The organism is Streptomyces sp. NPDC094143, from assembly GCF_040303825.1.
In the GTDB taxonomy this organism is placed as follows: domain Bacteria; phylum Actinomycetota; class Actinomycetes; order Streptomycetales; family Streptomycetaceae; genus Streptomyces.
The window spans coordinates 260,250-279,492 of sequence record NZ_JBEOTZ010000007.1 but is presented as its reverse complement, the minus strand read 5'-3'; the positions used below and the strand labels follow the sequence as shown (position 1 = coordinate 279,492).

The window sequence follows — 19,243 nt, the reverse complement described above, 5'->3', positions numbered from 1 at the left end:
AAGCGGCACCCGGCGTGGAGGCGAGACGGCCCCCGGGCCGTCGCGCCCCCTTCGTCAGGCCGCCGGCGCTCACCCGTCCGGGTCGATCGCCCCGGCCCTGCGCCGCCTCCCGGCGATAATCAGGACATGTCCGCCCCGCCCGCAGCCCCCCAGCCGATCAGCCGGCTCCTCGGCGATCTGGTCTCGGTGGGTGAGGCCTACGCGCTCGTCCTGGCCGGCGGGTCCGCGGTGCTGGCGCACGGGCTGGTGGGCCGGGACGGGCGGGACGTGGACCTCGCCACCGAGCACCCCGCCGGGATGGACGCCATCGCCGACGCGGTCCGCACCGGGCTGGTCGCGCGCGGCTGGCTCGTGCAGACGCTGGAGACCGAGCCGCTGTCCGCCCAGTTCCTCGTCACGGACGCGGCGACCGGCGAGGAGTGCCAGGTCGGTCTCCGCAAGGAGGTGCTGTGGCGGCCGCCCGTGCCCACGGAACTCGGACCGGCCCTCTCCCTGGACGACCTCGCCGGCACCCGGGTGCGGGACCTGGCCGACCGGGGACTGCCCCGCGACCTGGTCGACGTGCACGCCGTCTCGGCCCGCTGGAGCCACCCCGAACTGGAGGAACTCGGCCGCCGCCACGCCCCGGACACCTTCGATCTGACCGATCTCCAGGCCCGGTTGACCGGCACGGACTGGCTCGACGACAGGGCGTTCACCTCCCAGGGCCTGGACGCCGGGGACGTGGCCGGGCTCCGCCGCTGGGCGCAGGAGTGGGCCGACGACATCGCGGAACGGCTCATCGAGGGCGAGGCCCCGGAGGAGACGGACGGCTGAACGGCCGTCCGCTGCCCGCCGGCGGTGACGTCCGCCGCCGCTGCCGCCCCTCCGCCGCCATCAGCGCCAGGGTCACTCCCGCCGACACCGCCGCCAGCGCCGTCATCGCCCGGGCGGGCGAGGTCAGTTGGGCGACCGATCCGGCCAGGGCCGCCGCCACGCCCTGCATCGTGAGCATCCCCGCCGAGTGCAGGCCGAGAGCGTGTCCCGTCAGCTCGTCCGGGGTCAGGGCGACCAGCCGCTCCTGCTGCACCAGGCTCGCGCCGAAGCCGGCCGAGGCCACGGTGACGGCGACCGCGGCGAGCGGCAGCGGCGGGTGCAGGAGGAACGGCAGGTAGGGCAGGGCCAGGAGCAGCAGCAGGGGGAAGCCGAGGCGGGGGCGCAGCCGGGGTGGGACCAGGCGGCCGACCAGCACGTCCCCGGCCAGCATGCCGAGCGCGGCGCAGGCGAACAGGGTGCCCGCGGACCCGGGCGCGTAGGAGACGTAGAGGGCTTCGCAGCCGACTATCAGCCCGTTGGGGATCCAGAGGGCCAGATAGACCTGGCGGCGCGGCGCGGACGACCACAGCAGGGCGTTGGCGCGCCAGGTCGCCGTCACCGAGGGGCGGCCCGTGGTGCGGGGCGGGCGGCGGGTCAGGCCCAGCCGGACCACCACGGCCGCGAGGACGTACAGGGCGGCCGCCGCCAGGAGCGACAGGCGGGGGGAGAGAAGGGCCACCAGGGCGCCGCCGGTCGCGTAGCCGGCGATCTGCATGAGGCCGCTCATCATGTTGAAGACCGAACGGCCCAGCAGATAACCGTCCTTGCCGAGGATCTCGTTCAGCAGGCCCCAGCGCACTCCCCCGCCCACCGACTCCGCCAGCCCCTTGGCCAGGACGAGCGCGAAGAGCGACCAGAGCGGCAGGCCGGGCAGGGCCAGGGCGGCGGTGGCCGCCGCGAAGAGCAGGGGCAGGGCCGTCAGGGCGGCGCGCGGGGGCAGCCGGTCGGCCGCCGAGAGCAGGAACGTGGCGCCCAGCACCTGCACGAGGGACGAGCCGAACATGCTCACCGCGGACAGCAGCGGCGAACCGGTCTGCCGGTACACCAGTGTGCCCAGGGCCAGTCCGCCCATGGTCTGGGCGACCGTCTGCGCCGACGCGGCCAGGAAGAAGGGGGTGAACTCGGGTGTGCGGAACAGATCGCGGTAGCTGCGCATGCGCGGAGTCTCGGTCCGGGCCGGAGGCCGGGGTTAATGTTTCGCGCACGCGCGAAAGGAGGGTCTGACGTGGGCTGGTGGCAGATCAACGCCGACACCCTCGCGGGGAGCCGGTTCGTGATCTCGCCGTTCGCGGAGACTTTCGGGAGCCTGCGGCTGCTGCAGACGGCCGGGGCCGCGCATCCCGGCGAGCGCCGGTGGCTCGACGCGCATGTACCGGACTACCGGCGGCGGCTGGCGCGGGACCCGGTGACCGCGCTGCTCGTCCGGGCCGGGATCGGAGCGGAGTGGACGGCCGACTTCCTGTCCCCCACCCCGCGCGACGGGGAGACCTTCGAGCAGGCGGTCGCCCGGGTGCGGGCGGCCTGCCCGGCGCGGGCCCGCGCCGACCTCACCCTCTCCCTGCGCGGCCCGGTCCCCTCCCCGCTGGAGCGGGACGACCTGCCGGAGCGCGCCGCCGACCTGCTGACGTACGTGTGGGCCACGGCCGTGCGGCCGTACTGGGCCCGGCGGCGGCTCGTCCTGGAAGCCGATGTGGTGGCACGGACGGCTCGGGTCAGCCGGGGCGGCTGGGCGAGCGCGCTGGACACGCTGCGGCCGGGGACACGGTGGCTGGGCGAGAACCGGCTGCAGGTCAACGCGCACGAGTATCCGCCGCGTGAGATCTCCGGCGCGGAGCTGGTGTTCGTGCCGATCACCACGCAGCGGATCGGCTGGGTGTCGTGGGAGGGGACGGACCGGTACGCGCTGGTCTACCCGTGTGCCGGTGCCCTCGCCGACCCGGGTGGCAGGCCCGTGCCCGCGAGCCTGGCCGCGCTGCTCGGTCCGGCCCGCGCCGGGGTGCTGGTACGGCTCGGTTCCCCGCTGAGCACCAGCCAGTTGGTGGCCGTGACCGGTCAGGGGCTCGGCTCGGTCGGACGGCATCTGCGGGTGCTGCTGGACGCCGGGCTGGTGGAGCGGCGCCGGGCGGGCAGGTCGGTGCTGTACTCGCGGACGGCGGCGGGGCAGGTCCTGGTGGAGGCCCAGGACCGGCCCGGGACCCACCGGAGCTAGCATCCGCTCATGACGACTACTGACCACACCGGTTCCTCCCCCCTCGACGTCGAGATCGGCTCCCTGCAGGGCGGCCCCGCCGACCTGTCCCAGTACGCGGGCACTGCGGTGCTCGTGGTGAACGTCGCCTCCAAGTGCGGCCTGACCCCGCAGTACGCCGGCCTGGAGAAGCTCCAGGAGCGCTACGCCGGGCGCGGCTTCACCGTCCTCGGCGTGCCCTGCAACCAGTTCCTCGGCCAGGAGCCGGGCAGCGCCGAGGAGATCGCCGAGTTCTGCTCGGCGACGTACGGCGTGACCTTCCCGATGACGGAGAAGGTCGAGGTCAACGGGGAGAACCGGCACCCGCTCTACGACCGTCTGACCGGCTTCGCCGACGCCGAGGGGCACAGCGGGGACATCCGCTGGAACTTCGAGAAGTTCCTGATCGGCCGGGACGGCTCGGTCGTCGCCCGCTTCTCGCCGCAGACCGAGCCGGAGTCGGCCGAGGTCGTGGCGGCGATAGAGGCCCAGCTGGCCTGAGGCCCCGCCGCTTCCAGGATGGACCCGGTGCGTGACGTCGCGTTCCCGGTCGGCTGAACCCCCCTCGGAGGCCCACGGGCACAAGCGGAGCCCTCTCGGCTAGGACGGCGATACTGGTCGAGAGGGCCCTGTCGGTGGTGCTTGTGCTGTTGTCGAGCTCGTGGTCAGGCCTTGACCGAGGCCACGAAGGCGTTCCACGCGTCGGCGGGAAACGCCAGCTTGGGACCCTCGGGGACCTTGGTGTCCCCGAGCTCCAGGGCCTCTTCGACGGTCGACCTGACCATCACACAGGCGCCGTTGTTGTTGGTGTAGGAGGACGTCGTCCACGTTTCCGTGGCGCCCAGACGAATTGCCATGTTCGCTCCGTAGCCAGTTGCGTTTACGCCAACCCGTGCTGGTGGTTGGCGTGATCGACGCTACTCGCCCACATCCTCGTTCGGAGCAGTCATTCACTCGACCGGATGGCATATTCCAGGGGAGACTTCCAGTCAGGCGTGTCAGGGGTGTAGCATCCCGCGCTTCGCCCGGTGGAGGGTCTCTTCCGGCGGTGGTTCAGCGTGCGTAGTCCTTCGCCAGACGCTCGATGAGCTGCCGCGACTGGTCCACGTTCAGCGACTGGGCGCGCAGGTGCTCGTACATCACCGTGTACTTCTGCACGTCGAGCGGCTTCTCCAGGTACAGGTCGCTGGTGACGCCCTCGATGTACACGACGCTGGAGTCGGCCGCGTCGGCGAACTCCAGGATCGAGTACTGGCCGTTGATGCCGGCGTGGGCGCCGACCTCGAACGGCAGGACCTGCACGGTGATGTGGGGCAGCTGCGACACCTCGATCAGGTGCTCCAACTGTTCGCGCATCACTTCCTTGTTGCCCACGACCCGGTGCAGGGACGCCTCGTCCAGCACCACCCACAGCCGCAGCGGGTCCGTCTCGGCGGTGATACGGCCCTGCCGGCGCAGCCGGACCTCGACGCGCTTGTCGTGGTCCGCCTCGGACGCCTCGGGCGAACCGCCCCGGATGATGGCCTCGGCGTAGGCGCGCGTCTGCAACAGGCCGGTGATGATCTGGGGTTCGTAGACCCGCAGCGACTCGGCGTCCGTCTCCAGGCCGATGTAGACGGAGTAGGGGATGTCGCCGAAGGCGTGCCACCAGCCCTGCTGGCGCGAGTCCTTGGCCATCTGCATCAGCGAGTCGACGATCCGCTGGTCCTCGACCTCGTACACCCCGCACAGGTCGCGCACGTCGCGCTGGCTGATGCTGCGCCGCCCGTTCTCCAGGCGGCTGATCTTCGACTGCGACACCAGCAGCCGCTCGGCCACTTCCTCGGCCGTCATGCCCTTGAGCTCGCGGAGCCTGCGGAGCTCCTGACCGAGCCGGCGCCGCCTGACGGTGGGATTGACATTGGACGCCACGGGACGTGCACCTCCGGCTGCGTGCCTCTACTTTGCGTATCTGCTGTTGAGCAGACTGCCACCAAGGTGCTTCCTACCGCTGGGAAACGGTGGATATGCGACGGGTACACGCCAGTTCGGGAACGGCACGCCGAGCGGGGCGGCGAGAGTCTGCGCTCTCGCCGCCCCGCTCGGACAGCGGCTCCCGTGACCGGGCTCGTGGGGTCCCGTGATGTGTGCCGGTCGTAGGTGGTGCTCGGTGGTGCGGCGCGGCTCAGTGGGCCACGGCACGCGCCATGGATCCGTGGCGCGGTTGCATCGGAACACCTCGGGCGGGTTCCGGTGCGGGCCTGGCTCCGGCGGCCGGACGGCCGGACGGGGCCGGGCTGCGGCGCGGCTGGGCCGCCACGCCGTTCTGGACGTCCATCACGGCGTGCGCGACGAGACCGCCCATGGGGTCGTGCCTGATCAGGTCCCTGAGCCGGGAGCGAGAGGAGCGTCCCTCGTTGCCCGGGTACAGGTGCTTGCCGAGGCCGACCGCGTGCGCCAGCGCGGCGAGCGCCGCGGTCCGCGGGTCCGGCGGTACGCCGGTGCGGATCGCGGAGTCCAGCCGGGCCCTGATCTCCCGGCTGATCTCGTTGTCCGTCGCCTGGTAGCGAGTCGTCGGCAGCACTCCGCACATCTGGCCCGCCACGGCATGCACCATGCCGCACCGCTCCAGATGCGAGAGGTAGGTCTGGCGGAGCCCCAAGCGCGGCCCGCCTATCCAGTGGACCGCCCGTACGGGAGCGCCGCGCCTTCGCAGCAACTCCAACGCGCAGTCCAGAGTCGGATCTCCAGTCGGCCGTGGTACCACCACGGCGATACGATCCCCGTCTGGGGCTATCCGTCCGGCCAGCGCCAGCTCCACTAGCTGTGCTCCGGCCAGACCGAGGTCGAGCGACTGCGGCTGTGCAGTGGTACCCGTGGCCGGGTCCAACGCCAGCAGCAGAAGCTCCTCCGGAAGTGTTCTGCGGCTCCTGCCCATCCATGCCTCCCCGCGTGGATGAATGACAGGGTGACCCCTCTCACATTGGTCTGTCGAGGGTGCGTGACCGGTTCGTAGTGGAACCAGTAGGTATGTCGTTCTCGTCTACCGGATGGATCCGGTCCGCACACAGGACACTGGTACATGGTTCGGACAGCGCCGGGGAGCGTTGTCAGGGCGGCGGTTCACGTTCGGTACGCGCACGCGGGTGGTGCGGCGCGAGGAGGAGGCATCGGTGGCGGGCGAGTCCCCCGACAGGTCGAAGCAGCGCGAGTCGTCGGCAGAACCGACGTCGGGGAGCGCGGGTCCGGTTCCCGGGGCCAGGAGCGAGTCAGCGGACCCGCGGCTCGCGATGGCGCGGGAGGCGAAGAAGTCCTCGGGGCGCGCGGGTGTCGACACGGCGACCCGCGTGCTGTCCGCGCGGACGGCCGAGGAGCGGGGGGACGCGGAGCGCGGCGCGGGCGACTCCGCTCCCGAGGAGGCCGCCGAGCCCGCCGATGCCGCCGAGTCCGCCAAGTCCGTGGAAACGTCCGGTGGGGACTCCTGTGAGCGGGGTGCGGGCGGCTCGGACGGACGGGTGCGGGAAGCGGTGGCGGCGTGGGTCGCTTCGGCCGACGGCGACGAGAAGCAGACCGGCACGGGCGCGGACTCCCGGGAGGCCCGGAAGGCCGACGCCGAGCCGGGGCACGAGGCCCCTGAGGCCGGCTCGGACGTGCGCGACGGCGGAGACGCGGAGGCCCCGGAGACCCTGGAGGCCGCGGGCGCACCGATCACCGACGCCGGCACGGACGCCGACCCTGCCGACAAGGGGCGGCAGGACCGCGCGGACGCCGAGGGCGCCGACGGGTCCGGCGAGCTTGCCCGGGGTGACCGGGAGGCCGCCGACGCGGCGGACGAGACGGACGAGGCGGACGAGGCCATGGATGCCCTGGAAGACGCCCAGGAGGCCGCTGAGGCGGCGCCGACGGGCTCCCGGGGCCCGGACGGGGCCGAGGAGCCGGAGGCGGACCGTTCCGCCACGGCCGGTGGCAGCACGCGCACGGAGAAGACCGGGCCAGCCGGCTCCGTCGACGGTGAGGCCGCCGCTGCCCTCAAGGCCGACGACGCCGCCGGCGGCAAGGCGAGCGGCCCGAGCCCCTCCGCGGCGGCGGACAGCACCGGCGACAAGGCATCCGAGACCGCCGCCCCCCGTACCTCCGGCGGCGACGCCGAGGCGGAGCCCGACGCGGACACCGCCACCGACGGGGACACGGACGGCGCGGCCTCCGACGCGGACGCCTCCGAGGCCGACGGCGAGTCCCGGCCGGCCACCGACACCGAGCCCGCACCCACGGCCACCACCAGCACTGCCGCCACCGGCACCACCGGCACCGCCACCGGCAAGACCCCGGCCTCCAACACCGACCAGGCCGGCCCCGGCAAGGCCGATGACGGCAAGGCGGGCGACGGCAAGGCCGACGACCGCAACGCCGGCACGGGCAAGGCCGACGACCGCAACGCCGGCACGGGCAACGCCGGCACGGGCAAGGCCGGCACGGGCAACGCCGGCACGGGCAAGGCCGGCACGGGCAACGCCGACGGCACCGAGGCGGGCGACCGCAAGGCCGGCACCGGCGAGGCGGCCGGTGGCGAGGTCTCCGCGCCGCCCGTCGACCAGCCCACCGCCGTCTTCAAGGCCGTACGGCCCCCGGTCGATCAGCCCACCACCATGCTCAAGCTCGGTGGCGGCACCAAGGACGCGGCCGGGAAGACGGACGCTCCCGAGAAGGACGCCGAGCGGACCAGCAAGTTCGTCGCGCTCAAGCCGCTGGACGACCCGGCGGCCCGGCAGCCCGTCCCGCCCGCCGAGGCCACCGCCCCCGTCCCCACCGTCGGCCCCGAGCGCACCACCCAGCAGCCGCTGCCGCCGAAGCCGCCGCTGGACCTGCTGGCCGAGCTGACGAACACCCCGCCGCCCCCGGAGACCCCGCTGCGCACGGCCGTGCGGCGGGTGAAGATCTGGACGCCGCTGGTGCTGCTGCTGGTGATCGTCTTCGCGGTCGTGCAGAGCGTGCGCCCGCTGCCGACGCCCACCCTCGAACTCACCGCGAAGGACAGCTACACCTTCGAGGGCGGCCGGACCGACATCCCCTGGCCCACCAAGGGCCAGGCCGCGCTGGACGTCCAGGGCATCGGCACGTTCGGCTCGTCCGGCGAGCAGAAGCCCGTGCCGATCGCCAGCGTCGCCAAGGTCATGACCGCCTACGTGATCCTGCGCGACCACCCGCTCAAGAGCGGCGCCGAGGGGCCGAAGATCGACATCGACCAGGCCGCCGAGGACCAGTCCGACGCCGGCCAGGAGTCCACCGTCGACGTCACCAAGGGCGACAAGATCACCCAGCGGGAGGCCCTGGAGAGCATCCTGATCGCGTCCGCGAACAACGTGGCGCGGCTGCTCGCCCGCTGGGACGCGGGGTCCGAGAAGGCGTTCGTGCAGAAGATGAACGACGCCGCCAAGGACCTCGGCATGAAGAACACGACGTACACCGACCCCTCGGGCCTGAACAACACGACCGTCTCCACGGCCGTGGACCAGGTGAAGCTCGCCAAGGCCGCCATGCAGCAGCCCGCCTTCCGCGAGGTCGCGGCGATGATGTCGTACGTCGACTACAAGGGCACCAGGCACGACAACTGGAACCGCCTGGTCGGCTCCAACGACGTCACCGGCATCAAGACCGGCACCACCACCTCCGCCCTCGGCAACCTCGTCTTCTCCGCGAAGAAGGACGTGAACGGCGAGACGCACCGGATCATCGGCGCGGTCGTGCGCCAGCCCGCCGGCGGCCCCGACAACACCATCCTGGGCGCCGCGCTGCACGAGGGCGACCGGCTGATCCGGGCCGCGCAGGGCGCGCTGGAGTCGGCGACGATCCTGAAGAAGGGCACGGTCGTCGGGTACGCCGACGACGGGCTCGGCGGCCGTACGCCGGTCGCCGTCACCGAGGACGTCACGGCCGTCGGCTGGGCGGGCCTGTCCGTGAAGCTGACGTTCGCGGCGGACGACCTGCCGCACACGGCCGAGGCCGGCACCAAGGTGGGCACGCTCACCGTCGGGGACGGCAGCAGCGGCGCCGTGAAGGTTCCGGTCGCCCTCCAGGAGGACCTGGTGGAGCCGGGCTTCGGGGCCAAGCTCACCCGCATCGGCTGAGCCGGGGCGGCGCCCGGGCGAGCGCACCCCGCCGGTGGCGGCCCGTCCGGGCTCTGCCCGGCGGGGTGCGTGCTAGCGTCGCGAATCGGGGCAGGTCGCCGTGCGCGGCGGCGCGGCCGGGAACCGGGGGCGAACGGGACGCGGCCGGGGGAAGAAGCCGGGAACGGAAAGACGGGACACGGGGAGTGCCTTCGAGTGGCCACTGCGGAGCCGACACGCGCAGACGACACCGGTCCGGGCCGCGTATCCGGCCCGCGAATACGCGCGTCCAGAACGCCGGACCCCGGCACACCTGACGGCACGGCCGACCCCGTGCCCGAGAGCGCGTCCCCCGGATTCCGCTGGCCCCCCTTCGTGCTGGCCGTGCGGGAGCGGATGCTGCGCCACCCGGTGCTCTCCATCACCGGGCTCGCCGGGGTGCTGCACGTCATCTGGTTCTTCACCTTCGCGAACAGCGGGGGTGACCTGGCCGCGCAGGACGCGTGGGCGGAGTTCGTCGGCCGGCATCCGGACTCGGCGTACAACCTCGCCTGGTACGGCGGCATGCACCCGGTGTCGTACAGCGTGGTGTCGCCGTATCTGATGTCCGTGCTCGGGGTGCGGACGACCATGATGATCGCGGGGACGGTCTCGGCGGGGCTGCTCACCCTGCTCCTGCTGCGGTCCCGTGCCGTCCGCAATCCGCTGTGGGCGTCGCTGGCGGGCGTGTTCGGGCTGTTCTGCAACGCCGTGTCCGGCCGGGTGACCTTCGGTCTGGGCATGATGTTCGCGCTCGGCGCGGTGGCGGTGGTGTTCTGCTGGCCGTACCGGTGGCGTTACAAGCGCTGGGCGAAGGCCCTGTGCGCGGCGCCGCTGGCCGCGCTGGCCACCATGGCGTCGCCGGTGGCGGGCCTGTTCGTGGGCCTGGTGGCCGTGGCGCTGTTCCTGCAGAAGCGGCGGCCGGGCGCGTGGGCCCTGGGTCTGGCGCCGAGCGCGGTGGTCGCGGTGTCGGCGTGGCTGTTCCCGTTCTCGGGGACGCAGCCGATGATGTTCGGCTCGGTGGTACTGCCGCTGGCGTTCTCCGTCCTGGTCCTGGTGCTGGTGCCGCGGGACTGGAAGACGGTCCGGCTCACGGCCGCGGTGTACGGCCTGGGGGTCGTGCTGGTGTGGCTGATCAGCTCCCAGATCGGTTCGAACATCACGCGTCTGGCGATGCTGTTCGCCGGTGTCGCGCTGGTCGCCGCGCTCCCGTTCACGGTGGAGCGCAGCCGCAAGTGGTATGCGGCCGTGGTCGCCCTGGTCGGCTTCGGGGTGTGGATCGGCTTCAAGACGGTCGACGACATCGTGCACACGGCCCCGGCGGCCTCCTGGTCGCGCGAGCTCGCCCCGCTCGTCAACGAGTTGCAGGAGGTCGGCGCGGAGAAGGGCCGGGTCGAGGTCGTCCCGGCCCGTTCCCACCGCGAGGCGTCCGCCCTCGCGCCCTACGTCAACCTGGCCCGCGGCTGGAACCGCCAGGCCGACATGGAGCGCAACCCGCTCTTCTACGACGACACCCTGAACTCGGCGAACTACCGCGAGTGGCTCAAGCGCTGGGCGGTCCACTACGTCGTGCTGCCGAAGGACGAGCCGGACGGCGACGGCGGCGAGCGGGAGCGGGCGCTGGTGCAGCGGGGTCTGCCCTATCTGACGCAGGTGTGGGGCGACGCCAACTGGCAGCTGTTCAAGGTCACCGATCCGACCCCGCTGGCCGAGCCGAACGCCGTCGTCGACCGGGCCGAGCAGGGCGAGATGGTCCTCCAGGTGCGCAAGGCGGGCCGGATCCTGGTCCGCATCCCGTACTCGCCGTGGCTGAGCATCGTCGACGCGGAGGGCAAGAGCCTGAAGCCGCCGCAGGAGACGGAGGCCTCCAAGGACCGGCCGGAGGGCGAGCCGAAGTCGTACGTCAACGTCAACGGCTGTCTGCGGGAGACGGAGGAGGACGCCCAGGGCGACCGCTGGACGGAGCTCCTCGCGCCGAAGCCGGGCACGTACCGCCTGGCGGCGCCGTACCAGCTCCCGCGCGGCACGCCGTGCCCGGAGGAACTGCGCTGACCCCCTTCCTCGGCAGACGGTTCGTTTTCTGACGTTCCGTCAGACAATGCGCCCGGGATTCCGGGGATGCCTGCGATGCCATTGCCCCGGGGAAGACGCTCGCTGCGGATGACCCGGGGCTGTCTGTCGTGTTCCGGCGTCGGACCGGGCCCCGGCGATCATCGGACAGTCATTGCTGGTCAACGCCGGAGAGCTGGCGTGACGCGTTCATGTAGGTGAACCAAGGCCATCACGTCGAACATTTTTACCTCCCCTTGACTCAACGGTCACTTGTCGTGTTCACGCGACAGCGCCCACGATGAGCGCCGGGCTGATCCCTGGGAGGGCGCACATGAACGGTCTCGACTGGGCCGTGCTCATCGGCTACTTCGCCGTGATGGTCGCGATCGGCGTCTGGTCGCACAAACGGGTGGACAACGTCAGCGACTTCTTCACCGCGGGCGGCAAGATGCCGTGGTGGCTGTCCGGCATCTCGCACCACATGTCGGGCTACAGCGCGGTGATGTTCACCGGGTACGCGGGCATCGCCTACACCTACGGCGTCACGTCGTTCGTCACCTGGTCCTTCCCCATCGCCCTGGGCATCGCCATCGGGTCGAAGCTGTTCGCCCCGCGCATCAACCGGCTGCGTTCCCGGCTGCATGTGGCGTCCCCGCTGGAGTACCTGAAGAACCGCTACGACCTGAAGACCCAGCAGGCGCTGGCCTGGTCGGGCATGCTGCTGAAGATCGTGGACGTGGGCGCGAAGTGGGCGGCGATCGCCACGTTGCTCTCCGTCTTCACCGGGATCTCCCTCAACCAGGGCATCCTCATCACCGGCGGCATCACGGCCATCTACTGCACGATCGGCGGCCTGTGGGCGGACGCGCTGACCGAACTCGGCCAGTTCATCATCCAGTTGCTGGCCGGCATCGCGATGTTCGCGGCGGTGTTCGTCCGGCTCGACGACCACGGCGGCTTCTTCGGCGTCTGGGACTCCCCCGAACTCCAGGGCCACGAGAAACCGCTGGTCGGCCCGTACGGCACGGTGTTCCTGCTGGCGTTCCTCTTCATCAAGCTGTTCGAGTACAACGGCGGCATGCTCAACCAGGCCCAGCGCTACATGGCCACCCCGAACGCCAAGGAGGCCGAGCGCTCGGCCCGGCTGTCGGCGATCCTCTGGCTGGTCTGGCCGCTGGTGCTGTTCTTCCCCATGTGGATGTCGCCGCTGCTGGTCGAGTCGCAGAAGCCGGACGGTTCCGACTCGTACGCCCTGATGACCGAACAGCTCCTGCCGCACGGCCTGCTGGGACTGGTCATCGTCGGCTTCTTCTCGCACACCATGGCCATGTGCTCCTCCGACGCCAACGCCATCGCGGCCGTGTTCACCCGGGACTGCGCGCCGGTGATCTGGGCGCGGGCCCGGGCCTGGAACCAGAGCCAGGGCCTGCGGGTGGCGCGGATCGCGACGGTCGTCTTCCTCGGTCTGTCCATGGCGGCGGCGACGCAGGTCAACTCACCCGCGTTCAAGGACATCATCACGGTCGTCATCAAGTGGGTGGCCGGTCTGATGGGCCCGATGGCGATCCCGATGATGCTGGGCCTGCTGCGGGCGTTCCGCCGCTCCGGCCCGACCGCGGCGCTGGCCAGCTGGTCGATGGGCCTGTTCGCCTTCTGGCTGGTGAACTACCCGATCAACTGGAACGTCGAGGGCGGCGTACCGCTCCAGTACCAGGTGTCGATCCCGCTGGCGGTGTCCCTGGTCCTGTACATCGTGATCGGCTACATCAGGCCCGAGGACACCCCCGAGCGTCTCGCGCTCATCGAGAAGATCAACACGGACGGCGACGGGGCCGCGGCGGCCACCGTGCCCGCCCCGGCGGGTGGCGCCCAGGACGCCACCGTGCGCACCACCGTGAAGGACTAGCCGCGGCACGCCCGCGACGACCGTGCGCCCCCGCCCCGAACGGGCGGGGGCGTCAGGCTGTTCAGTCGTCCTCGTCCAGCGCGCCGGTGACCTCGCGCAGGTCGACGAACTTGAAGTTCGTGTTGTCGCGGACCTCCCCGTCCGCGTCCGTCTCGGCGGGGGTGTTGTGCCCGTCCTGCACCACGAGCAGGCCGTTGGGGTAGCGGGAGCCGAGCGGGGCGTTCAGTACGGCCGCGCCGTCGCACTCCTCGGAACCGTCGACGGTCCCGGCGGTGATCCGGAAGCCGCTCTCGTACTCGTTGCCGTCGGAGACCTCGCGGTCGTAGGCGGCGAAGGTGTCGTCGCCCTGGCTGGAGGCGAGCAGGTAGCCGTCTCCGTCACCCTCGTCGAGGAGGGTCAGGCCCTCGACGTCGGCGGACAGGTGCGTGCCGCCGTAACCGGGGTCGGCGCCCGCGACGCACTCCTCCGTCGCCTCGTCGTAGGTGGCGGGGACGCCGTACTCCCGGACCTTGTCGACGAGCTTCGGCTTGCCGGTGAGGTCGGCGGGCAGCCGCCAGATGCCGACGTCCTCCTGGCCGGCGTAGAGCACCTTGTTCACCGGGTCCACGACCATGCCCTCGACCTGGGGGAGGTCGCCGGGGTCGGCGCAGGGGCTCCAGGACGTGCCGTCCGGGAGGGTGAAGGAGGCGGGCAGGTCGTAGGTGCGCACCTTCCGGTAGGAGACCGCTCCGCGGGAGGTCGTGCTCAGCTCCAGCAGGGCGAGCCGGGTGCGGCTGCGCCGGCTGACCACGGCGTAGGAGCGGCCGGTGGCCTTGTCCTTCCAGGTGGCCAGGCCGTAGGGGGTGGCCTGGTCGTTGACCTCGTCCTGGGTCGTGGAGAACACCAGCGGGGCGTTCGGGTCGGTGATGTCGGTCAGCGGGCGGGCGGCGCCCGGGGTGATGCGGTAGATCCGCAGGTGGTCGCGGCCGCGGTCGGTGACGACGGCGATGTCGGCGCGGCCGGTCGGCAGCGGGAACCCGGAGATCAGGTCCACGTTGTTGAAGCGGCCCGGCTTGTCGTCGGGGGTGGGCGCGGGGGGCGCCGGGATGGACTGCACCTCCCGGCCCGCCAGGTCGTACACGCGCAGGCCGCCTTCCTTGGCGGTGGCGATCACCAGGCTGGCGTCGGGGTCGGCGGCGTTGCGCCAGATCGCCGGGTCGTCGGCGTCGGCGTTGCCGCCGGTGTCGTCGCCGTACAGGGCCGGGGTCTCGCTGGTGGCGGTCACACCCGGGAGCCCGGGGCCGGCGGCCAGGGCCGGGGTGGGCAGAACCGCCATGGCCGTCAGGACCGCGGCGACCGCGGCCGTCTGTGTCCCGCGCAGGTTGCGCACAGTGCCTCCACGAAGGGGGGATGAACGGACGGGGGCCCGGTGCAGCGGTCGCGGGACGGTGATCCCACGCGGGCCGTGCAGATCCTGTGGACCGAAGGTGACGGAACGACCACTGTACGGTGACGTGTCCATGCCACGGGAGTGAGCAATGGGAAGAGGGCGCGTCCTACACGGCGCGCGGGTACCGGGCCAGCCAGCCCGGGGACGATCCCGCCGGGCCGTGCAGGGCCGGGCCCTGGGTCATCTCCATGGCGAAGTCGTCGGCCAGTTCCAGGATCGTGGGGCGGCCCTCCAGCTCGGCCAGCCACGCCGGGGGCAGGGCCGTCTCGCCGTGCAGTGCGCCGAGAAGGCCGCCGGTCAGGGCGCCGGTGGCGGCGGAGGGGCCGTCGTGGTTGACGGCGAGGCACAGCCCGTGGCGGACGTCGGCGGCGACCAGCGCGCAGTACACGGCGGCCGCGACGAGCCCCTCGGCGGTGCCCGTCCCGCTCAGCGCGGCGACCCGCTCGGGCCCCGGCATGCCCTGCCGCACGGCGCCCAGCGCGTGCTGCAGCGCCTCCGCGACGGGCTGGTGCCCGGGGCGGGCGGCGAGCAGGGCGAGGGCGCGCTGCACAGCGCCGTCGAGGCTCTCGCCGAGGGCCAGCCCGTGCACGATCACGGCGTACGCGCCCGCCGCGAGGCAGGCCGTCGGGTGTCCGTGGGTCTGTGCCGCGCACTCCACCGCGAGCTGCGCGACGAGCTGCGGCTCCCACCCGACGAGCAGCCCGAACGGCGCCGACCGGGCGGCGGCCTCGGGCCCGGCCTCCCCCGGGTTCTTCGGCGCGTCCGGAGTCCCCATGGTCTCGTCGCCGAGCCCGAGGAGCAGCGCGCGGCTGGGGTCGCGGCGGGCGTACAGCCACTCCTCGCGCGCCAGCCAGCCGTCCTCCTTGCGGCGCTCGTCGGGTCCCCAGTCCCGCTGGGTGGCGGCCCAGCGCAGGTACGCCCGGTGCAGGTCGGTGGGCGGGTGCCAGGCGCCGGTGTCCCGCCGCACCTGGGCCCTGATCAGCCCGTCCACGGAGAACAGGGTCAGCTGGGTGAGGTGCGTTACGGCGCCGCGCCTGCCGTAGGCCGGAGCCAGGTCCAGCAGTCCCCCGGCCCCGTGCGCCTCCCGTATCTCGTCGATCCCCAGCCCGTCCACGGGCGCGCCCAGCGCGTCCCCGACGGCCGTGCCGAGCAACGTCCCGCGCACCCGGCTGCGGAAGTCCTGCTGCTCCGTACGTCCCCAGACGGCACCGGCAGTCGCACCCACCTTGACCTCCCAGGGGCACCGTCCACACGTACGACAGCTCGCCACTGTAATCGAATGGGGACGGTGGGTTCAGGGGGAGGAACGGGGTGGGGACGGGATGCCCCGAGCGTCTATCAGCCGTACCAGGTCACGTTGCAGACGTAGACACACTCGTGGCGCGGCACGCCAAGGAAGCTGATGAGACCGCGCCCGCCCAACAGGTGGAACTCGCGCAGTCCGGCCTGCCTCTGCGGCGTCCCGGATTCGAAGAGGTGCTGCGTCAGCGTCGGGAGACGGCTCGGGGCGATCCGTGCCACGGCATCAGCGGCCCGTACGGGCCGTCGCTCTGAGCACTGGCCAGGAAGGCCGCCGGGTGCTGGATGGGAGCCGACGGCAGGCCCGTCGTCAGGGCCCGCCGGACCGCCTCGGCGGGGACACCGCGCTCCAGCCACGCCGTGACCGCCGGGGCCAGGCGGTGTACGTCGCGCTCGCTGAGCAGCAGGCGCGTGATCAGGCCCTCGCAGTGGGATGGCAGTCCCGGCGAGGGCCGTATTCGTGTCTGGAGTTGTTTGCGCCGACGCTGCACCATCGACTGCCTGCCGCGCCAGTCGAGTTGGTGATGTTCACTCCTGCGGGTGAGCCGCAGGGGCGGTGGGGGTGGGTGGGTTCTTTCCCCGGTTCTTTTGGTTTTGGCGTCGGGACCGCCCGGGTCATGACGCACCGGGACGCGGTCACGCCAACGCCAGTTCGGCCCAGACCGTCTTGGCTCCGGCCGGGGCCTGAGTCACGCCCCAACGGTCCGCGTACGCCTCGACGATGAGCAGGCCCCTGCCGCCTTCCGCGTCCCCCGCCACCGGGTCCGGGACGCGCGGGACCCGGTCGCCCCGGGCGTCCGTGACCTCGACGCGCAGCGTGCGGTCGGCGCGCAGTTTCAGCCGCAACCGGAAGTCCCTGCCCTGCACGCGTCCGTGCCGTACGGCGTTGGACGCCAGCTCGGCCACGACCTGCGCGGCGGCGCCGTAGGGCTCGCCCCACGCGTCGAGTTGGCGTTCGGTGAGCAGCCGCGCCAGTCGCGCACCCCTTCGAGTCGCCGACAGCTGAACGGCGAAGTGGCGGGTGTGCGCGGGGATCCGGGTGGGGGATTTCTGACTCATGTCACCCAGCGTGGCCGACCGTCCCTACTCTGAACAGCGACGACCTCGGTACGGAGCGTGACTGTCCGGCCGCGCGGCGGGGTCGTACGGGTCGTACGTCAGGGAGGGAAGGCGTGGAGGACGAGGAAGCGGCGGCCGTGCTCAGGACGGTCGGGCGGCAGATCAAGATGTGGCGCGAGGCGGCGGGACTGAAGCAGGCGGAGCTGGGGTCGGCCATCGGGTACGGGGAGGAGATGGTGTCGTCCGTGGAACGGGCCCGCCGCATCCCCAAGCCGGATTTTCTAGACAAGGCGGACGAGGTGCTCAGCGCCGGCGGCAAGCTGGCCGCGATGAAGGAGGACGTGGAGAAGGCTCGGTATCCCAAGAAGGTGCGGGACCTCACCAGGCTTGAGGACGACGCCGTCGAGCTGGGGGCTTACGCCGGGCTGCACATCCACGGCCTGCTCCAGACGCCCGAGTACGCCCACGCCTTGTACGCCATGCGGCGGCCGGCCTACACGGAGGAAGAGATCGAGCGGCTCGTGGCCGCCCGCATGGCCCGGAAGGCCGTCTTCGAGAAGGTGCCCCGGCCACTCCTCACGTTTGTCCAGGAAGAGGCGACACTACGACGGCCCCTCGGGGGCAGGATGGTTCTGCGCCGCCAACTCGAACACCTGCTTGAGGTAACCGAGTTGAGGCACGTATCGATCCAGGTCATGCCTACGGAACGGGAGGATCACGCGGGCTTGATGGGCCCGTTCAGGGTGCTGAAGCTGCGGGACGGCACGACGCTGGGGCACTCGGCGGGGCAGCTGCACGACCGAGTCATCTCCGACCCGAAGGACGTCCAGGTCCTCGACATGCGCTATGGAATGATCCGGGCGCAGGCCCTCTCGCCCCGGGAGTCGCGAGCCTTCATCGAGAAAGTACTGGGAGAAGAGACGTGACCCAAGAGCTCGTCTGGTTCAAGAGCAGCTACAGCGGCAACGACGATGCCGACTGCGTCGAAGCCGCGATATCCCCTCCCCCTCAACTCGCCATCCACGTACGCGACTCCAAGAACAGTGGCGGCGCCCGTCTGACCTTCACCGCAGGCACCTGGGCCGAGTTCCTGGAGTTTGCCACGGAGCGCTGATACGTCGGCAGAATGATCGACATGGCCACCTCCACAACCCCCCGCGGCGGGCTGTCCCTCGCCGCCACGCTGCTCACCGGGACCATCGCCCTCTACATGGCGCTGGTCGCCTTCGGGAACATCACCGACTTCGGCACCAACCAGCAGTTCGTCCGCCATGTGCTGGCGATGGACACCACGTTCAAGGACGAGGACCTGATGTGGCGTGCCATCACCAGCGAAGGGCTCCAGGACGCCGCGTACGTCGCGATCATCGTGTGGGAGACCGTCGCCGCACTCGTCCTCATATACGGCACGTGGCTGTGGGCCGGACGCGATGCCACGCGCGCCCGGCGGATGTCGACGTACGGGCTGCTGATGGTGATGCTGCTGTTCGGGGCCGGGTTCATCGCGATCGGCGGTGAGTGGTTCTCCATGTGGCAGTCGAAGAACTGGAACGGGCTGGACGCCGCGACCCGGATCTTCCTGTTCAGCGGGATCGTGCTGATCGTCAACCAGCTGACGGCCCCGCGTGCGGAGACGTCAGCTACCTGACCACGGCCACGGTCGTGCCGACCGTGCCGAACGCCCACAGTGCCGTGCCGTCCGCCTTCTTCATCCGGACCCCGCCGGTCTTGCCACCGGAGGCGGCGGGCGGCGGGGAGGACCCGTCGACCGCGTTGGAGAAGGCGACGGAGACACCGTCCTGCGCGGCGAAGTACAGGATGTGCTCGATCGGGACGCCGTCGGAGCCGGTCGTGGCCGCGTTGCGGGACGAGATCGTGTAGGTGCCGGGGTCGGGGCTGACCGTGCCCGGCCAGACGGTGAACGTCCGGCGGGTCGCCTCGCTCGCGTCGACCATCCACACCCTCTTCTCCCCCAGGGAGTAGACGATGCGCCGGCCGGTGCCGGAACCGTCGGGGACCCGGGCCGGGGCGGACGCCGTGGGCGTGGGCCGGGCCGACGCCGAGCTGCTCGGCTTGGCGGAGGTCGCGGTGGGATGCGGGCCCTTGTCCGCCTGCACGGCCAGGACCGCCACCGCGGCTATCGCTCCCACGGTCAGCCCGGACGTCCAGGCCCACGAAGGAAGTCGGGCAGGCACCGGCACGCATCTCCTCAGTCACGGGACCCCGCACAGCACCGGGGGTTCCGATCATCGTACTGCGCGCCCGCCGCTCCCCCACTGCCTCGGGGCCCGGCT

General features: G+C 71.9%; 18 protein-coding genes. 9 read left to right on the top strand and 9 right to left on the bottom strand.

Features of this window, described 5'->3' with window-relative positions:
* Window positions 1-126: 126 nt before the first annotated feature.
* Window positions 127-816, top strand: coding sequence for a nucleotidyl transferase AbiEii/AbiGii toxin family protein (locus ABTZ58_RS12795; protein ID WP_351354395.1), 690 nt, complete (start codon window positions 127-129; stop codon window positions 814-816).
* Here ABTZ58_RS12795 and ABTZ58_RS12790 read toward each other — a convergent pair.
* Window positions 779-2,011 carry an MFS transporter gene (locus ABTZ58_RS12790; protein WP_351354392.1) on the bottom strand — a complete coding sequence of 411 codons (1,233 nt, stop codon included), beginning with the start codon at window positions 2,009-2,011 and terminating at the stop codon, window positions 779-781. The genes ABTZ58_RS12795 and ABTZ58_RS12790 overlap by 38 nt on opposite strands.
* 69 nt (window positions 2,012-2,080) lie before the next feature.
* Here ABTZ58_RS12790 and ABTZ58_RS12785 point away from each other — a divergent pair, with 69 nt between their 5' ends.
* Together ABTZ58_RS12785 and ABTZ58_RS12780 are read left to right on the top strand one after the other, a co-directional pair.
* Window positions 2,081-3,064: an ArsR/SmtB family transcription factor gene (locus tag ABTZ58_RS12785; RefSeq protein ID WP_351354389.1), complete on the top strand. Its 984-nt coding sequence runs from the start codon at window positions 2,081-2,083 to the stop codon at window positions 3,062-3,064.
* 9 nt (window positions 3,065-3,073) lie between these two features.
* The gene (locus ABTZ58_RS12780; protein ID WP_351354386.1) at window positions 3,074-3,583 is read left to right on the top strand and encodes a glutathione peroxidase; all 510 of its coding nucleotides are present in this window, start codon (window positions 3,074-3,076) and stop codon (window positions 3,581-3,583) included.
* A gap of 164 nt (window positions 3,584-3,747) precedes the next feature.
* On the opposite strand, the gene ABTZ58_RS12775 is transcribed toward ABTZ58_RS12780, so the two are convergent.
* From ABTZ58_RS12775 to ABTZ58_RS12765, 3 genes are all read right to left on the bottom strand, one after another.
* Window positions 3,748-3,939 (bottom strand): DUF397 domain-containing protein, encoded by a 192-nt coding sequence (locus tag ABTZ58_RS12775; RefSeq protein ID WP_114253634.1) that lies wholly within the window; start codon window positions 3,937-3,939, stop codon window positions 3,748-3,750.
* 196 nt (window positions 3,940-4,135) lie between these two features.
* The gene (locus ABTZ58_RS12770; RefSeq protein WP_351354382.1) at window positions 4,136-4,993 is read right to left on the bottom strand and encodes a helix-turn-helix domain-containing protein; all 858 of its coding nucleotides are present in this window, start codon (window positions 4,991-4,993) and stop codon (window positions 4,136-4,138) included.
* A 253-nt stretch (window positions 4,994-5,246) separates the two neighbouring features.
* On the bottom strand, window positions 5,247-5,999 hold the full coding sequence (locus ABTZ58_RS12765) for a GOLPH3/VPS74 family protein (RefSeq protein ID WP_351354379.1): 753 nt from the start codon (window positions 5,997-5,999) through the stop codon (window positions 5,247-5,249).
* A 235-nt stretch (window positions 6,000-6,234) separates the two neighbouring features.
* Between ABTZ58_RS12765 and ABTZ58_RS12760 the strand changes: the two genes are divergently transcribed.
* The 3 genes from ABTZ58_RS12760 (at window position 6,235) to ABTZ58_RS12750 (ending at window position 13,162) form a co-directional block, all read left to right on the top strand.
* Window positions 6,235-9,186 carry a D-alanyl-D-alanine carboxypeptidase gene (locus ABTZ58_RS12760; RefSeq protein WP_351354376.1) on the top strand — a complete coding sequence of 984 codons (2,952 nt, stop codon included), beginning with the start codon at window positions 6,235-6,237 and terminating at the stop codon, window positions 9,184-9,186.
* A 195-nt stretch (window positions 9,187-9,381) separates the two neighbouring features.
* Entirely contained in the window at window positions 9,382-11,256 is a 1,875-nt protein-coding gene (locus ABTZ58_RS12755; RefSeq protein WP_351354373.1) for a DUF8823 domain-containing protein, read from the top strand.
* 331 nt (window positions 11,257-11,587) lie between these two features.
* Window positions 11,588-13,162 (top strand): sodium:solute symporter family protein, encoded by a 1,575-nt coding sequence (locus tag ABTZ58_RS12750; RefSeq protein WP_351354370.1) that lies wholly within the window; start codon window positions 11,588-11,590, stop codon window positions 13,160-13,162.
* 61 nt (window positions 13,163-13,223) lie between these two features.
* On the opposite strand, the gene ABTZ58_RS12745 is transcribed toward ABTZ58_RS12750, so the two are convergent.
* From ABTZ58_RS12745 to ABTZ58_RS12730, 4 genes are all read right to left on the bottom strand, one after another.
* Window positions 13,224-14,522 (bottom strand): phytase, encoded by a 1,299-nt coding sequence (locus ABTZ58_RS12745; protein ID WP_351354425.1) that lies wholly within the window; start codon window positions 14,520-14,522, stop codon window positions 13,224-13,226.
* Between the two features lie 175 nt (window positions 14,523-14,697).
* The gene (locus ABTZ58_RS12740) at window positions 14,698-15,816 is read right to left on the bottom strand and encodes an ADP-ribosylglycohydrolase family protein (RefSeq protein ID WP_351354367.1); all 1,119 of its coding nucleotides are present in this window, start codon (window positions 15,814-15,816) and stop codon (window positions 14,698-14,700) included.
* Between the two features lie 259 nt (window positions 15,817-16,075).
* On the bottom strand, window positions 16,076-16,384 hold the full coding sequence (locus tag ABTZ58_RS40170; RefSeq protein ID WP_502996058.1) for a hypothetical protein: 309 nt from the start codon (window positions 16,382-16,384) through the stop codon (window positions 16,076-16,078).
* A 142-nt stretch (window positions 16,385-16,526) separates the two neighbouring features.
* Window positions 16,527-16,949, bottom strand: a complete 423-nt coding sequence (locus ABTZ58_RS12730) for an ATP-binding protein (RefSeq protein ID WP_351354364.1) — start codon at window positions 16,947-16,949, stop codon at window positions 16,527-16,529.
* Between the two features lie 113 nt (window positions 16,950-17,062).
* On the opposite strand from ABTZ58_RS12730, the gene ABTZ58_RS12725 reads away from it, so the two are divergent.
* From ABTZ58_RS12725 to ABTZ58_RS12715, 3 genes are read left to right on the top strand one after another with little or no spacing between them, the layout of a single operon-like run.
* Entirely contained in the window at window positions 17,063-17,875 is an 813-nt protein-coding gene (locus tag ABTZ58_RS12725; protein ID WP_351354361.1) for a helix-turn-helix domain-containing protein, read from the top strand.
* Window positions 17,872-18,063: a DUF397 domain-containing protein gene (locus tag ABTZ58_RS12720; protein WP_351354358.1), complete on the top strand. Its 192-nt coding sequence runs from the start codon at window positions 17,872-17,874 to the stop codon at window positions 18,061-18,063. The genes ABTZ58_RS12725 and ABTZ58_RS12720 overlap by 4 nt, the downstream gene beginning before the upstream one ends.
* A 21-nt stretch (window positions 18,064-18,084) precedes the next feature.
* On the top strand, window positions 18,085-18,597 hold the full coding sequence (locus ABTZ58_RS12715; RefSeq protein ID WP_351354355.1) for a DUF2165 domain-containing protein: 513 nt from the start codon (window positions 18,085-18,087) through the stop codon (window positions 18,595-18,597).
* Here the strand turns inward: ABTZ58_RS12715 and ABTZ58_RS12710 are convergent.
* Window positions 18,590-19,144 carry a hypothetical protein gene (locus ABTZ58_RS12710; RefSeq protein ID WP_351354352.1) on the bottom strand — a complete coding sequence of 185 codons (555 nt, stop codon included), beginning with the start codon at window positions 19,142-19,144 and terminating at the stop codon, window positions 18,590-18,592. The genes ABTZ58_RS12715 and ABTZ58_RS12710 overlap by 8 nt on opposite strands.
* Window positions 19,145-19,243 lie beyond the last annotated feature (99 nt).

Bases quoted from the DNA above. Each gene is read 5' to 3' on its own strand.
- ABTZ58_RS12795 (WP_351354395.1), top strand. From the start codon at position 127: ATGTCCGCCCCGCCCGCAGCCCCCCAGCCGATCAGCCGGCTCCTCGGC.
- ABTZ58_RS12790 (WP_351354392.1), bottom strand. From the start codon at position 2,011: ATGCGCAGCTACCGCGATCTGTTCCGCACACCCGAGTTCACCCCCTTC.
- ABTZ58_RS12780 (WP_351354386.1), top strand. From the start codon at position 3,074: ATGACGACTACTGACCACACCGGTTCCTCCCCCCTCGACGTCGAGATC.
- ABTZ58_RS12775 (WP_114253634.1), bottom strand. From the start codon at position 3,939: ATGGCAATTCGTCTGGGCGCCACGGAAACGTGGACGACGTCCTCCTAC.
- ABTZ58_RS12765 (WP_351354379.1), bottom strand. From the start codon at position 5,999: ATGGGCAGGAGCCGCAGAACACTTCCGGAGGAGCTTCTGCTGCTGGCG.
- ABTZ58_RS12750 (WP_351354370.1), top strand. From the start codon at position 11,588: ATGAACGGTCTCGACTGGGCCGTGCTCATCGGCTACTTCGCCGTGATG.
- ABTZ58_RS40170 (WP_502996058.1), bottom strand. From the start codon at position 16,384: ATGGTGCAGCGTCGGCGCAAACAACTCCAGACACGAATACGGCCCTCG.
- ABTZ58_RS12730 (WP_351354364.1), bottom strand. From the start codon at position 16,949: ATGAGTCAGAAATCCCCCACCCGGATCCCCGCGCACACCCGCCACTTC.
- ABTZ58_RS12715 (WP_351354355.1), top strand. From the start codon at position 18,085: ATGGCCACCTCCACAACCCCCCGCGGCGGGCTGTCCCTCGCCGCCACG.